The organism is Sphingomonas sp. 3-13AW (genome assembly GCF_049311085.1).
In the GTDB taxonomy this organism is placed as follows: domain Bacteria; phylum Pseudomonadota; class Alphaproteobacteria; order Sphingomonadales; family Sphingomonadaceae; genus Sphingomonas.
Map to the genome: position 1 here is coordinate 241,551 of NZ_JASNVZ010000002.1, position 15,160 is coordinate 256,710.

At 67.5% G+C, this 15,160-nt stretch carries 7 protein-coding genes; 5 read left to right on the forward strand and 2 right to left on the reverse strand.

What is annotated here, in order from left to right:
* Window positions 1-23 precede the first annotated feature (23 nt).
* Complete coding sequence (gene galA / locus QP045_RS04280; protein ID WP_422513720.1) at window positions 24-2,921, reverse strand: beta-galactosidase GalA; 2,898 nt, start codon at window positions 2,919-2,921, stop codon at window positions 24-26.
* A 59-nt stretch (window positions 2,922-2,980) separates the two neighbouring features.
* Entirely contained in the window at window positions 2,981-3,718 is a 738-nt protein-coding gene (locus QP045_RS04285; protein ID WP_422513721.1) for a GntR family transcriptional regulator, read from the reverse strand.
* A 199-nt stretch (window positions 3,719-3,917) separates the two neighbouring features.
* Here QP045_RS04285 and QP045_RS04290 point away from each other — a divergent pair, with 199 nt between their 5' ends.
* Genes QP045_RS04290 through QP045_RS04310 form a run of 5 tightly spaced genes read left to right on the forward strand, consistent with a single transcriptional unit; the run spans window position 3,918 to window position 15,138 of the window.
* Window positions 3,918-6,245, forward strand: a complete 2,328-nt coding sequence (locus QP045_RS04290) for a beta-N-acetylhexosaminidase (RefSeq protein ID WP_422513722.1) — start codon at window positions 3,918-3,920, stop codon at window positions 6,243-6,245.
* Window positions 6,242-8,830: a beta-mannosidase gene (locus QP045_RS04295; protein ID WP_422513723.1), complete on the forward strand. Its 2,589-nt coding sequence runs from the start codon at window positions 6,242-6,244 to the stop codon at window positions 8,828-8,830. Before QP045_RS04290 ends, QP045_RS04295 begins: the two co-directional genes overlap by 4 nt.
* A complete protein-coding gene (locus tag QP045_RS04300; RefSeq protein ID WP_422513724.1) occupies window positions 8,827-11,394 on the forward strand; it encodes a glycoside hydrolase family 3 C-terminal domain-containing protein in 2,568 nt (855 codons plus the stop codon). Before QP045_RS04295 ends, QP045_RS04300 begins: the two co-directional genes overlap by 4 nt.
* On the forward strand, window positions 11,391-12,815 hold the full coding sequence (locus QP045_RS04305) for a glycoside hydrolase family 125 protein (protein WP_422513725.1): 1,425 nt from the start codon (window positions 11,391-11,393) through the stop codon (window positions 12,813-12,815). Before QP045_RS04300 ends, QP045_RS04305 begins: the two co-directional genes overlap by 4 nt.
* A gap of 1 nt (window position 12,816) precedes the next feature.
* Window positions 12,817-15,138 (forward strand): GH92 family glycosyl hydrolase, encoded by a 2,322-nt coding sequence (locus QP045_RS04310; RefSeq protein ID WP_422513726.1) that lies wholly within the window; start codon window positions 12,817-12,819, stop codon window positions 15,136-15,138.
* The last annotated feature ends 22 nt before the right edge of the window (window positions 15,139-15,160 follow it).

Consider the following 15,160-nt stretch of genomic DNA (forward strand, 5'->3'; position numbering starts at 1 on the left):
CCTGACCGGGGTACAGGCCGCGCTCAGCGCGTGGTGATGCCGACGCGCCCCATAATGCCCGAAGGCGCGTTCGCGGGCGCCGAAACCAGCAGCGCCACCCGACGTACGCCAGCGCCGGCCGGAAGGTCCGCCACAAGGGGTCCCGAGGTCGCGCTGCTCTTTGCGGCGAGCTTCTGGCCGTCGATCCACAGCTCCGCGCTGCCCGCGATCTTGTCGAAGCGGATGGTACCGCCTTCCGCAGCGACCCGCTTCCACGGCCGGAACGACGCACGATAGACCCGCCAGCCGGCAGTCGCTTCAGCCCGCGTCGGAGTGCCGCTGCGCACGAACGCCCAGCTGTTGTTGTCCCCGTCCGGCGGGGCGAGCGAGGGGTCGGGCCGCTCGGTCATCGCGGGCGAACGGCGCCATTCGCCCAGCGTCATGGTAGGGGGCGTGACCGCCACCTGCGGCGGCGCCTGCGTGGCGAGCCGGTTGATCGTGAGACGCGCCGGCTTCAGGCCCTCGGCCGTCGCGCCGAGAGTTACGATCCCCTTCCCCGGCGCCGCGCGGACGATCAGCTGGGCGAGGCCGTTGAACAGCGATCGGCGGTCTCCATGCTCCGGCTCATGGCTGTTGGGATCGCCATTGCCGAGGCCGATGATCTCGGCCCCTTCGACCGCGAACCGGGCCATGAGGTTGGCGGTCGGGACATGGCGCCCGCGCGCGTCGACCGCGTCGACGGTTACCGGCTGCACATCCTCTCCGTCGCCCGCCATCACAATGCGGGCGGGTGTCAGGCGCAGCGCGACCGCGGGACCGGCCGTCTCATGCGCGGCAGTCGCCACCACCTTGCCGCCGCGCATGGCCAGCGCCTCGATGCGGCCGGCCTCGTACGGGAGCTGCCATTCGTTGCCCATGATCCGATCGACCATTTGGACGCCCAGGTCACGGCCGTTGAGCCGCAGCAGCACCGTCTCGGCATTGCTGCTGACGAAGACCGGGATGGTCTTGCCTTCCTTGCCGGGCCACGTCCAATGTGGTGCGATGCCGACGACGGCCTCGTTGTCGATCCAGTGGGCGCGGTGAATGTCGAAGGCCGTCTTGGGAAAGCCGCAGAGGTCGAGGATCCCGAAGAAGCTGGAGATGGTCGGCCAGTCATAGGGCGTCGGCTCGCCATGATAGTCAAAGCCGGTCCACACGAATCCGCCGGCGACGAACGGGCGCTTGGCGATCTCTCGCCAGGTATCGCGATGGGTGCCTCCCCAGCTTGCCGCCTCCTTGTCGTAGGAGGTGATGACGTGCTTGGCGGGAATGCTCTCATAGGCGCCGCGCGTCTCGAAGGCGCTCGTATCTTCCGAACTGGTGATCGGCACCGTCGGGTTGAGCTGGTGGAAGCGGTCGTAGTCGGCCTGGTAATAGTTGAAGCCCATGACATCGACGACGGTCGAGACGTTGATCGGATCGTAGAAGGACCCGTTCATCGCCGCCGTCACGGGGCGTGCGCCGTCGAGCCGATGGACGACCGCCGCCATCCGGCGGACCATCTCCACCCCCGCTTCGGTCCCCTGCATGGGCTCTTCGTTGAAGACCGACCAGAGGATCACGCTCGGGTGGTTGCGGTCGCGCCGCACCAGCCATTCGAGCTGCTCCATATAGTCGGGCGCCGGGTTGAAGTGGCGGTTCTCGTCCATGACGAGGAAGCCCATCCGGTCACACAGGTCGAGCAGTTCGGCATTGGGCGCGTTGTGGGTGCAGCGAATGGCGTTGCAGCCCATCGTCTTCAGCCGCTCCAGCCGCCACGCGATCAACGCGTCCGGTACCGCCACCCCGACCCCGGCATGGTCCTGGTGCAGGCAGACGCCCTTCAGCTTCACGGACTGGTCGTTGAGGAAGAAGCCCCGATCCGCGTCGAAGCGGATGGTCCGGAAGCCGATCGGGATGCGACGCTCGTCGACCAAGGCACCGTCGCGCAGGACGCGCGTGACAACGGTGTAGAGCGTCGGCGCCTCGACCGACCACAGGCTCGGGGTGCCGGCATCGAGGGTCAGGGACGCGTCGGCGCGCTCCAGAACGGGCACGGTCACATCGGTGCGGCCGGTCGCGACGGTCCCGCCCACGGGATCGAGCAGCAACGCTTCGACGGTGACGGTCGCGGGCTCACGACCGACGTTACCCATGGTGGCGGTGACGGGAACGCGCCAGCGCCCATCCTCAGCCTTCCGCGGATCGCAATGGACGCCGTCGGTCAGGATCGCGACGGGCGCGCGGCGGACCAGCCAGGCGTGACGATAGAGGCCCGCGCCCTCGTACCACCAGCCTTCCATCGCATTGGCGTCGACGCGGATCGCGATGACGTTCGCCTCGTCGCCGAAGCGCGCGAAGGGCGTCAGGTCGATGTGGACGCTGTTATAGCCCGACCAGTTGTGCGCGACCGTGCTGCCGTTGACCCAGATCGTCGCATTGGTGGCGATGCCATCGAAATGGAGTTCGATGGTCTTGCCGCGATCGGCCGGATCGAGCTGGAGGCTACGGCGATACCAGGCGATGCCGCGCGGGCGATAGCCCTGCGAGACGTTTGCGGTTTCCACGAACGGCTGCGCGGCGGCCCAGTCGTGCGGCAACCGCACCTCCTGCCAATCCGAATCGTCATAGACCATCGCCGCCGCGCCCAGCGCATTGCCCGCTTTCACGCTCAGGTAGGTCGAGTTGTGGCTGTCCGGCATCGCCGGCACGATGTCGCCCTCGTGGAACCGCCATCCGCGCTCCAGCAGCGTGCGCGAAGGATCCTGCACCAGCAGCGGCTGCGGCAGCGAACGCGCGGGCTGCGGCATTGGAAGGCCATCATGGTGTCCTTCCCGGCGCGCGGCGAGGGCGAGCGGCGGGTTAGCGGCGATCAGGGCGCCAAGCCCTGCGCCCCCCGCCAGAAGCTGGCGTCGGTGCATGGAAGATACTCCGGTGGCGGCGGCCGGGGCCGCGCGCGTTTACGAAAGGCGGGCGACCGTCAGAGGTCGTTCAGTTCCGCCACGAAATCATAGGCATCACCGCGATAGTAGGAGCGGGTGAACTCCACCGCCCTGCCGTCCCGCAGAAAGCCGTGGCGCTCGATCAGCAGCCCGGGCGCACCCGTGTCCACTTCCAGCATCCGCGCCTGCTCGGCCCCGAACGGGACGGCACGTAGCCGCTGGAGTGCGCGCACCGGGCGATTGCCGGCCGCGTCGAGCGCCTCGTACAACGAGTCCCCAACGGCATCGACCGAACTCAGGCAGAAGCCGGCGATCGTGGAATATTCGAGCGCCATCGGCACATCATCGGCAGACCGGATGCGGCTGAACCGCAAGACGGGCGCGCCTGGGGAAAGCCCGAGGGCCATGGCCTCTTCCGGGTTCACGGTACCTGCCGCGCGGGAAATCCAGCGGCTGCCGGCCGTACGCCCCCGCGCCGCCATGTCTTCCGAAAAGGAGGAGAGCTTCGAGAAGCTTTTCTCGACCCGGCCGGCGACAAACGTGCCGGCCCCGCGCCGGCGAGTCAGCAGCCCCTCTTCCACCAGACCACCGATCGCCTTGCGAACCGTGATGCGCGAGACGTCGTACTCGGTCGCAAGGTCCCGTTCGGGCGGGATGGCGTCACCCTGCCCAAGCAAGTTGTTGTTGATGCCGTCGCGGATCAGTTGCTGGAGCTGGAGGTAGAGCGGCGAGGGGTTGTCTTTACGGAACCGGCCTACCTGATCCGAAAACGTCATTCTGTCGCTCCCCTACTCCGGCGCCTGTTCGCGCCATTTACACCAGAGCTATCGCAAGCGTGGACCCCGGGCAACTGCGGTCCTGCAATGGTATTGCCGATGGCATCCCATAACACCCCTGTTGCGCCGCAGGACCTATATTGGTTACACAGTTACAAGACCAGGGCGAGGAACGCCCGGATTTGCAGGGGGGTATCTGATGCCAGCAAAGTTTGCACGGACCGGCCGGCCGGCCCTGACGGCACTGCTGTTGCTCGGCACTGCCGCCCCTTCGCTCGCCGGCCCACTGCCGCTGGTTCCGATGCCAGTCTCGGTCGTACCGGGAAGAGCCAGCTTCACCGTTCGCGACGGCGCCGGGATTGCGGTTCCGTCCGGCGACGCTGCCGCCGAGGCTGCGGCGCGGGTGTTGATCGGCCATGCCCGGACGGAGCGCGGGCTGACGCTTACCCAGGCGAACGGCGCAGCGCCCATCACAATGGTGCGCGACGCTGCGATCAAGGGCGACGAGGCCTATCGCCTGACAGTGACCGCCGCCAGCATCCGGATTGCGGCATCGGGCGATCGCGGGCTGCTCTATGGGGCGATGACGCTCGCGCAGTTGCTGAGCCCGGACCATGCCTATGGCAAGCCGGTGAAGGTGGCGGCCGTCACCATCGAGGACGCGCCGCGCTTTGCCTGGCGGGGGCTGATGATCGACCCCGTCCGCCATTTCCAGCCACTCGAGAGCATCCGGCTCGTCATCGACCAGATGGCGTCGGTGAAACTCAACACGCTGCACCTGCACCTGACGGACGACCAGGGGTGGCGCTTCGAAGTGAAGCGCTACCCGAAGCTGACCGAGGTCGGAGCATGGCGCACCCCACCCTCGTCGGGCGGCGCGCCGGGGCCGAAGGTCGGCGGCTTCTATACACAGGACGAGCTGAAGCAACTGGTCGCCTATGCCGCCGAGCGCGGGGTGACGATCGTTCCGGAAATCGACCTGCCCGGTCACGCGCAGGCGCTGGTTGCCGCGTACCCGGAGCTGGGCGTGCTGGGCGATGCGCCGGAGGTGGGACACGACTGGGGCGTGAACCCCTATCTTCTGAACCCGGGGCCCGAGGGCGTCGAGTTCGTGAAGAACGTCCTCGACGAACTGGTCGAGGTATTCCCGAGCACCTTCATCCACATCGGCGGCGATGAGGCGGTCAAGGACCAGTGGGAGCGCTCGCCCGAGGTACAGGCGCAGATCAAGGCGCTGGGACTGAAGGACGAGAACCAGCTGCAGAGCTGGTTGATCGGGGAATTCGGCAAGCATCTCGCCACCAAGCGCCGGCGACTGATCGGCTGGGATGAGATCCTGGATGGCGGCATTCCGCCCTCCTCCACGGTAATGTCGTGGCGCGGCGAGAAGGGCGCAATCGAGGCGGCCAACCAGGGGCATGACGTCGTCCTTTCCCCCGGCCCCATTCTCTACTTCGACAATCTCCAGAGCAGCCGCGGCGACGAGCCGCCGGGCCGCGGGTTCGTGCAGACGCTGGAGACGATCTACGGATATGATCCGATGCCGGCCGGTATCGCGCCCGACAAGGCGAAGCACGTGCTGGGCGCGCAGGCCAATGCCTGGAGCGAGTATCTGGTCACGCCGTACCAGGTGCAGCACAAGCTGTTTCCGCGCGCGGCCGCACTGGCGGAGATCAACTGGTCGCCTGCGGGAACACGGGATTTCCGCGGCTTCCTCGATCGCGTCCGCCCGCAGATGCACCGCTGGAAGCGATCGGGCCTGCAGGTTGCGGACAGCGCCTTCGCGGTCGGCTTCGAAGTGCAGGGCGATCGCAGCGCGACGTTGCGCGACAACAAGGCCGTCGTCGCGCTGAGCACCCAGGCGTCCTATGGCACCATCCGCTACACGCTCGACGGCAAGGACCCGACTGCCCGCTCGCGCGCTTACAAGGGCGCGCTGAGCCTGACACCCGGCGTGACGATCCGCGCTGCGGCATTCGACGCTGCCGGCAACGCTACCGCCGGGCCGCGCAGCTTCGATACGAGCCGTGCGGCCCTGCTCACCCGCACTAATGCCGAGATGGTCGGCTGCCCCGACGGCGCGCTGTGGCTGCGGGTGCCATTGACGGCGGACGCGACGGCCAACGCCCCGGCCTACAACATCAACATCTATAACCCGTGCAGCGCCTATCCCGATGCGCCGCTGGACGTTGCGAGCGGCTTCACGCTCGATGTGGCGCGGCTGCCGCGTCCCTATGGCCTTGCGCACGACTTCGTGAAGCTGCGCCACCACTATAACGTCACTCCCTATGGGGAGCTGATGGTGCAGGCCGGCTGCCTGGCGGCCGACAAGGACAAGTCCCGCAAGCCGGTAACGGTCGGCACTTTCCCGCTTCCCAGCCCTGCTACCGCGCCCGCGCGCTTCCAGGTGTCCGGCAAGCTCCCGCCTCTAAATGGCGAGCGCGACCTCTGTTTCCAGTTCACCTCCCCGACTTCTGATCCCCTTTATGCCGTCGAACGGGCGACGCTTACGGAGACCGCACAATGAAGCGTTGGTTCGCCCTGCCCCTGTTGTTCGCCGCGCTGCCGGCCTGGGGTGCACCGCGCACCAGCGTGTCGCTGGACGGCGAATGGCAGGCCCGCATCGATCCGTCCGACGCGACGGCGGCCGGCCAGCACCCGCGCGAGGCCAAGTGGTTCCGTTCCAAGGTGCCGGGCAGCGTTCAGCAGGACCTGATCGCCGCCAAGCGGGTTCCGGACCCGTTCCTGGGCAAGAACGAGGACAAGATCCAGTGGGCGGGGCTCACCAACTGGCAGTTCCGCCGCGTCATCGACGTGACGCCGGAGATGCTTCAGCGCGACCACCTCGATCTGGTGTTCGACGGCCTCGACACCTTTGCGACGGTGTCGCTGAACGGACAGCAATTGCTCGCGACCTCCAACGCGCATCGCCAATGGCGGGTGGCCGCGAAGCCCGCGCTCAAGGTCGGTCGGAACGAACTGCTGGTGTCGATCGCATCGCCCGTGCGCACGCTCCAGCCGATGGTGCTCAAGGAGCCGAACCCGCTGCCGGGCGAGTATGACTCCGCCTATGGCGATGAGCCCAAGGGCAAGCAGACGTCGCCCTACATCCGCAAACCCAAATATCATTACAGCTGGGACTGGGGTCCCCGGATCATCAACATCGGCGTGTGGCGTCCGGTCCGCCTTGAAGCTTGGGACGATGCCCGCATCGAGGCGATGCAGATCGACCAGGAAGCGATCAACGACGCCGAAGCGCGGCTGACCGCGCGCTACACGCTGGTGGCGGACACCGCCGGCAGCGTCACCCTGCGCACCCATGTCGTCGGACCGAATGGTCAGACGCACGGTGTCGACCGGACGGTGCAGGTCGCGGCTGGCGAAAACCAGGTGACGGTGCCGCTGTCGATCACAAACCCGCAACGCTGGCAGCCGGTCGGCTATGGCGCGCAGCCCCTCTACCGGGTGCGCGGTGCGCTGATCGAGGGGGGTGCCGAGACCGACCGTACCGAGCGTCGCATCGGCCTGCGCACGGTGGAGCTACTGACCGAGAACGGCGGCTTCGGCTTCAAGGTCAACGGCATTCCGATCTTTGCCAAGGGCGCGAACCTGATCCCGTTCGACAATTTCCCCAGCCGGGTGCCAGCCGCGCAGATGCGGCACATCCTGCAGGGTGCCGTCGACGCCAACATGAACATGCTGCGCATCTGGGGCGGCGGCTATTACCTCGACGACGCTTTCTACGACATGGCGGACGAAATGGGCGTCATGATCTGGCAGGACTTCATGTTCGGCGGAGCGGTGACACCGCCGGATGCCGAGTTCCGCGAGAATGTGCGCATCGAGGCCGAGCAGCAGGTCGCCCGGCTCCAGTCGCACCCGTCCGTGGTCGCCTGGGCAGGCGGCAACGAGGTTTTGTCCGGCTGGGAGAACTGGTCCGACCGCAAGTCGTTCAAGAAGCGCGTCGGCGCCGATGAGCAGGAGCGGATCGGCACCAACATGGCGGTGCTCTTCGACCGGGTGCTGCGCAATGCGGTGCTGACCCGCTCGCCCGGCACGCCCTATTGGCCGGGCTCGCCCTCGACCGATTATGAAGGCCCGGTCGACACCGACGCCGCCGGTGATCGTCACTATTGGGACGTGTGGTCCGGCTCAAAGCCGGTCGAGAACTTCCTCGACAGCTGCACGCGCTTCATGTCCGAATATGGTTTCCAGGCGATGCCGGACGTGGCGACGATCCGCGAGTTCGCCGGCAATGGCCCGCTCGCGCTCGACAGCCCGGTGCTGAAGGCGCACCAGAAGTTCCTGGCCGGCGAAGGCAATGAGCGGCTGCGCATGTACCTCGACCAGCGGCTGCGCCCGGCGAAGGACTTTGCCGACACGGTTTACCTGACCCAGGTCAACCAGGCGCAGGCGATCGACATGGCCGCGCGCCACCATCGCGCGTGCCGCCCGACCAACATGGGCTCGCTCTACTGGCAGATGAACGATACCTGGCCCTCGATCTCCTGGGCGAGCATCGACTATCATGGCCGCTGGAAGCTGCTGCATTACGCAGCCCGACGCTTCTTCGCTCCGCAGGCGATCGTCGCCGAGCACCGCGGCGGAAAGACGCGGATCGCGCTGGTGTCCGACGCGACCCAGCCGATTGCCGCCCAGTGGCGGGTGCGGGCCTTCGACATGGCGGGGCAGCCGGTCGGCGACAAGGGCGGTACGACCACCCTCGCGCCGCTTTCCTCCACGGACATCGCCAGCTTTGCAGACGCCGAGCTGTTCGGTAGCGCGGCACCCAATGCCAGCTTCGCGGTCGCCGAGCTGGTGATCGACGGCAAGACCGCGTCGCGGCATGTGTTCGAGCGGATGCTGCCCAAGGATATGGCCTATCCGGCGCCGGGTCTCACCGCCCGCTGGGAAGGCAAGCGCGTGATGATCACTACCAGGAACCTCGCGCGGGCGGTCATGCTCGACTTCGGCGCGATCGCCGCGCAGCCGAGCGATGACGGCTTCGACCTGATGCCCGGCGAGAGCGTGACGATCGACGTCGCGTCCGACGCCTCCGCAAGCGCGCTCGCCCGCGCCCTCACCCTTCGTACCCTGAGTGCCCAGCCATGATCTTCCTTCCCCTGCTTCTCGCCGGCGTCGAGGCGCCCGCCGATCCGGTCGTGGCGACGGTGTCGCAGATGTCGATCGAGGAAAAGGCAGCGCAGCTTCAGAGCAGCGCGCCGGCCGATCCGAAGGCGCAGCTGCCCGCCTATGACTGGTGGAACGAGGGGCTGCACGGCCTTGCGCGCAATGGTGTGGCGACGGTCTTCCCACAGGCGATCGGCATGGCCGCGACCTGGGACGTGAAGCTGCTCCACGACATCGGCGACGTCGTGGCGACCGAAGCGCGCGCCAGCTTCAACCGCAAGCCCGTGCATGCCGACCGGCGGATTTATGAGGGGCTGACCATCTGGTCGCCCAACATCAACATCTTCCGCGATCCACGCTGGGGCCGCGGCCAGGAAACCTATGGCGAAGACCCACACCTGACGGGCAAGCTGGGGGTCGCCTTTATCCAGGGACTGCAGGGGCCCGACCCCGCGCATCCCAAGGTGATCGGCACGCCCAAGCACTTCGCCGTGCACAGCGGCCCCGAGGCCGGTCGCGACAGTTTCGATGTCGACGTGAGCCCGCAGGATCTGGAATCCACCTATCTGCCAGCGTTCCGCATGGCGATCATGGAGGGCAAGGCGCAGTCGCTGATGTGCGCCTACAACTCGATCCACGGCACACCCGCCTGCGCGCTGCCGTCGCTGATGGTCGACCGGCTGCGGAACGACTGGGGCTTCAACGGCTTCACCGTATCCGACTGCGACGCGGTCGCGAACATCAATGTGTTTCACCACTATCGGCTCGACAATGCCGGTGCTGCGGCGGCCGCGATCAAGGGCGGCAACGACCTGAACTGCGGCACCGCCTATGCAGCGCTGCCGCAAGCGGTGGCCAAGGGTCTGGTGACCGAGGCGGAGGTCGACACTGCCCTGGTGCGGGCGCTCAACGCGCGGCGCGCGCTCGGGATCGCGTTCGGGGCGAACAGCCCCTGGTCAAAGATCAAGCCGAGCCAGATCGGCACGCCGGAACATCGCAAGCTCGCTCTGGAAGCGGCGCGCAAGGCAATCGTGCTGCTGAAGAACGATGCCGACCGCCTGCCGCTGAAGGCCGGAAGCCGCATTGCGGTGATCGGGACCAACGCCGACGACCTGGGCGTCCTGCAGGCCAATTACCACGGCACCGCCGGTGCGCCGGTGACGCCGCTCGACGGAATCCGCACGCAGTTCGGCGCGGGGAACGTCCGCTACGCGCAAGGTTCCGTCCTCGCCGACGGCGCGCCGGTGGTGGTGCCGGAAACCGCGCTGCGCGCGGACGGCAAGCCCGGCCTGCGTGGCGAGTATTTCGCCAGCCGCACCGTGACGGGCACTCCGGTCGCCGTCCGGCAGGATCGTCGGATCGATTTCGACTATAATCGCGCCGCCCCCCTGCCCCAGCTTTCGCCGGAAGGGTTCGCCGTGCGCTGGACCGGACAGCTCGTGCCGCCGGGCCCAGGCAAATACCGTCTGGCGATCGATGCGCCGGCCTGCTGGAAATATTGCAAGTCGCATGATGCCGCGCGCCTGTGGATCGACGGCAAGCAGCTGATCACGGGGGAGATCACCAAGGGTCGCGTCGAGGTGCCGTTCACCAGTGACGGCCGCCCGGTCGATATCCGACTTGAGCTCGACCACCAGAGCGAGGACGAAGGCGTCCGCCTGATGTGGCTGCCGCCCGCCGAGCCGCTGATGGCGGAGGCGGTGAACGCGGCCAAGGACGCAGACGTCGTCGTCGCCGTGCTCGGCCTCTCGCCCGACCTGGAGGGTGAGGCGCTGCAGGTGAGCGTGCCCGGCTTCGTTGGCGGCGACCGCACCGACATCGCCCTGCCCCTCGTCCAGCAGCGACTGCTCGAGGCGCTGCGCGAGACCGCCAAGCCGGTGGTGCTGGTGCTGACCAGCGGGAGCGCTGTCGCGGTCGAACCCGACATGGCCGACGCGATCCTGGCCGCCTGGTATCCGGGGGAAGCCGGGGGCACCGCGATCGCGGAGACGCTGGCGGGGCTCAACAATCCGTCGGGCCGCCTGCCGGTCACCTTCTACCGCGAGACCCGCGATCTGCCGGCGTTCACCGACTATGGCATGAAGGAGCGGACCTATCGCTTCTTCACCGGCGAGCCGCTGTGGGGCTTTGGCCATGGCCTGAGCTACACCCGCTTCGGCTATGGCGCGCCGGTTACCAAGGCGAGCGACACCGCGACCCACGTGTCGGTCAGCTTCGCCGTTCGCAACGAAGGCGCACGGGCCGGCGACGAGGTGGTGCAGGCCTATGTGGTGCCGCCCGCCGCCGGCAAGGGCAGCGGGATCACCACGCCTGTACTCCAGCGCCAGCTGGTCGCGTTCCAGCGGGTCACGCTCAAGCCCGGCAAGTCCGCGACCGTCCGCTTCGACCTCGATCCGCGCAGCCTGAGCACGGTCGCGCGCGACGGCACCCGCACCGTCCAGCCGGGCGCCTATCGCCTCTATGTCGGCGGCGGCCAGCCGGGCGATGGCGCTGGCGCCTGGACCGATTTCACTTTGACGGGCGACGCCCGGGAGCTTGCAAAATGATTGATCGCCGCACTGTCCTGGGCGCCGGGATGGCGCTTGCCGCCGCGCCGGCCTTTGCGCGCGCAGCGCCTACGCTTGCCAGCAAGCGGCCGGCACTTGCCGAACGGCATTTCACCAGCAAGGCAGTTGAGCGCGAGATTGCGCGGGTGTCGGCGAAGATCGCCGATACCAAGCTGCGCTGGATGTTCGCCAACTGCTATCCGAACACCCTCGATACGACCGTCAAAATGGGTACCGTCGATGGCAAGCCCGACAGCTTCGTCATCACCGGCGATATCGACGCGCTGTGGCTGCGGGATTCCGCCGCGCAGGTGAAGCCCTACCTGCATCTGGTGAAGCAGGACCCGAAGCTGCGCACGCTGTTCCAGGGACTGATCAACCGGCACACCCGCTGCATCCTGATCGACCCCTATGCCAACGCCTTCCTGGAGGATCCGAACGGTAAGACCGAGCTTAGCTGGGCGCTGACCGACCAGACCGAGATGAAGCCGGGCGTCGCCGAGCGGAAGTGGGAGATCGACTCCCTCTGCTATGCGATGCGGCTCGCCCACGGCTATTGGCAGGCGACCCGCGATGTGACGCCGTTCGACGCCCAATGGGCGCAAGCCGCGCGGCTGAGCATTCGCACGTTCCGCGAGCAGCAGCGCAAGACCGACCGCGGCCCCTATCGTTTCCAGCGCGTCAGCAACCGCACGACCGAGACGATGATGCTCGACGGCTGGGGCCCGCCTTCCAAGTCGGTGGGGCTGATCCACTGCGGCTTCCGCCCGTCCGATGACGCCTGCCTCTATCCCTTCCTGATCCCCGCAAACTGGTTCGCCGTGACTGCGCTTCGGGAGCTGGCGGTCGTCGCCAACGAAGCGCGTGGCGACACGGCGCTGGCGCAGGATGCGGTGGCGCTTGCCGCAGAAGTGGAAGCGGCGCTCCACGAATATGGCAAGATGCGCCTGCGCGACGGTCGCGAAGTCTGGGCCTTCGAAGTCGATGGCTTTGGCAACGCGATCTTCATGGACGATGCCAATGTGCCGTCGCTCTCCAGCCTCGCCTATCTCGGCTGCATGCCGGCGAGCGATCCGCTGTTCCGCCGCACGGCCGATGCGGCGTGGAGCGACGTGAACCCCTATTGGTCGCGCGGCCGCGCTGCCGAGGGAATCGGCGGACCGCACGTCGGCCTGGGTCAGATCTGGCCGATGTCGCTGATCCAGCGCGCCTTCGTCGCCCAGGATGACGCCACCATCCGCAGCTGCCTGAAGATGTTGCGAGATACCGACGGTGGGACCGGCTTCATCCATGAAGCCTTTGACCAGAACGATCCGACCAAGTTCACCCGCGTCTGGTTCGCCTGGGCGAATGGGTTGTTCGGCGAACTGCTCGTCACCCTAGCCGACCGTCGCCCGAAGCTGCTTGCCGAGACATTCTGAAATGACCGCACTCACTCGCCGCGCCCTGCTCGCCACCTCCGGCCTCGCTGCCGCCGCGGCCGGCCTCCCCGCTCCCGTGTTCGCGCGCGGGGTCGTGAAGACGCCGCCTGACCTGTTCATCGGCACCGGGGGAGACGGGCATACCTACCCCGGCCCGACGATGCCGTTCGGCATGGTGCAGGTCGGCCCCGACACCGACAATACGCGGTGGGAGGGATGCTCCGGCTATCACCGCACCGACACCTCGATCATGGGCTTTTCGCACACCCACCTGTCAGGCACCGGCATCGGCGACCTGATGGACGTGCTGGTGGTGCCGACCCGTGGCCCCGTGGAGCTGGTGCCGGGCCCGCGTGAGGACCCGGACAAAGGCTATCGCCAGCGCTTCTCCGACGAGCATGCGGAGCCGGGCTATTACCGCGTCCGCCTGGAAAGCGGCGTGTTGTCGGAACTGACCGCAACCGAACGGACCGGTTGGCAGCGCCACCGCTTCCCGCAGGGGCCGGGCCACATCCTGCTCGACTTCTGGCACATGCCGCCGGTTCAGCCGCCCACCTATCGGTTGGTGCGGGACGCGACGCTGTCGGTGGCTGCGGACGGGACCATCACCGGCAGCCGCTCGGTCTACCGCTGGGCCAAGGGTCGCAAGATCCACTTTGCACTCAAGCTGTCGCGCACCCCGGACCGCGTGACCTTCTACGTCGATGACAAGGCGCAGCCCGAAGGCACCCCCACCGTGTCCGGTGACAAGCTCAAAATGGTTCTTCACTATAAGGACGCGGGCGGCGCGCCGATCCTGACCAAGTGCGGCCTGTCCGGCGTGGACGTGGCGGGCGCGCTCGCCAACCTGGAGGCGGAAGGCCGCGGCTGGGACTTCGACACCCGACGGCGTGCCGCTGCAAAGGCGTGGGACAAGGCCCTGGGGACGGTGCGCGTGTCCGGCGGCACTCCGGAGCAGCGGACGATCCTGGCAAGCGCCATCTATCATGCGCAGCTGGCGCCGACGCTCTTCTCGGACGTCGACGGCCGCTACATGGGGCTCGACCGGAAGGTGCACCAGCTCCCGGCCAAGGAGCGCTCCTACAGCACCTATTCGCTGTGGGACACGTACCGCACGCTCCACCCGCTGCTGACCCTGATCGCGCCGGAACGCGCGGTCGAGTTCACTCACGACCTGCTCCGCCAGAGCAGCGAGAGCCCGTTCGGTCCGCCGATCTGGCCGCTGCAAGGTGTCGAGACGGGCACGATGATCGGCTGGCACGCCGTCGCCGTGCTGGCGGAAGCACGCGCCAAGGGCATTCCGGCCGACTATGCAGCGGCGTGGCCGGCGATCCGCGCGCGGGCGTTCGATCCCACGACCCCCGACGTAGACGGGACGCGCGGACGCGGTGACTATGCGAAATATGGCTATCTGCCGGCAGACCGCGTCGACGAGTCCGTCAGCCGCACCCAGGAATATGCCTATGACGACTGGGCGATGGCGCATCTGGCCGAAGCAGCGGGCGCGCATGAGGACGCAGCAGCCCTGCGCAAGCGCAGCCTCAACTATCGCAATGTCCTCGATCCCAAGATCCGGTTCGCACGAGCGCGGCTTGCCGACGGCAGCTGGATCACGCCGTACGACCCGATCCAGATCGGCCACAAGGTCGAGAAATATCGTGACTATACCGAGGCGAACGGCTGGCAGGCGACCTTCCTGAACCAGCACGACATCTACGGCCATATCGCGCACTTCGGTGGCGACGCGGCGTTCGAGGCGAAGCTGGACGCGCTGTTCACCGCGCCTTCCACGCTTCCCGACAACGCGCCGCCCGACATCTCGGGACTGGTCGGCCAATATGCGCATGGCAACGAGCCGAGCCATCACGTCGCCTATCTTTACGCCTATACCGGCGCGCCGTGGAAGACGCAGGCGATGGTGCGCCGGCTGCTCACCGAGATGTACAAGGCAGATCCCGACGGCGTCATCGGCAATGACGATTGCGGGCAGATGAGCGCGTGGTTCGTGATGAGCGCGCTCGGCTTCTATCCGGTCGATCCGGTGGAGGCGGCCTATGTGTTCGGGTCGCCCCTGTTCGAACGGGCCGAGGTGAAGTTGGGCGGCAACCGCAAGCTGGTGGTCGAAGCACCGGGGAACCGCCCGGACACGCCCTATGTCGCGGCCGTGACCTGGAACGGGCGTCCGTGGACGCGCAGCTGGATCTCGCATCGTGAGCTCGCAAAGGGCGGGACGCTGCGCTTCACCATCAGCGCGACCCCGAACCGCAGCTTTGGCCACGCACCGGCCGATCGCCCGCCTTCCTACGGCAGCACGCCGGCCTGATCCCGTTTCCCCGGAGTTCCCC

Excerpts from the sequence above, each read along its gene's own strand:
- galA (WP_422513720.1), bottom strand. The coding sequence starts at position 2,921 with ATGCACCGACGCCAGCTTCTGGCGGGGGGCGCAGGGCTTGGCGCCCTG.
- QP045_RS04290 (WP_422513722.1), top strand. The coding sequence starts at position 3,918 with ATGCCAGCAAAGTTTGCACGGACCGGCCGGCCGGCCCTGACGGCACTG.
- QP045_RS04285 (WP_422513721.1), bottom strand. The coding sequence starts at position 3,718 with ATGACGTTTTCGGATCAGGTAGGCCGGTTCCGTAAAGACAACCCCTCG.
- QP045_RS04295 (WP_422513723.1), top strand. The coding sequence starts at position 6,242 with ATGAAGCGTTGGTTCGCCCTGCCCCTGTTGTTCGCCGCGCTGCCGGCC.
- QP045_RS04305 (WP_422513725.1), top strand. The coding sequence starts at position 11,391 with ATGATTGATCGCCGCACTGTCCTGGGCGCCGGGATGGCGCTTGCCGCC.
- QP045_RS04300 (WP_422513724.1), top strand. The coding sequence starts at position 8,827 with ATGATCTTCCTTCCCCTGCTTCTCGCCGGCGTCGAGGCGCCCGCCGAT.
- QP045_RS04310 (WP_422513726.1), top strand. The coding sequence starts at position 12,817 with ATGACCGCACTCACTCGCCGCGCCCTGCTCGCCACCTCCGGCCTCGCT.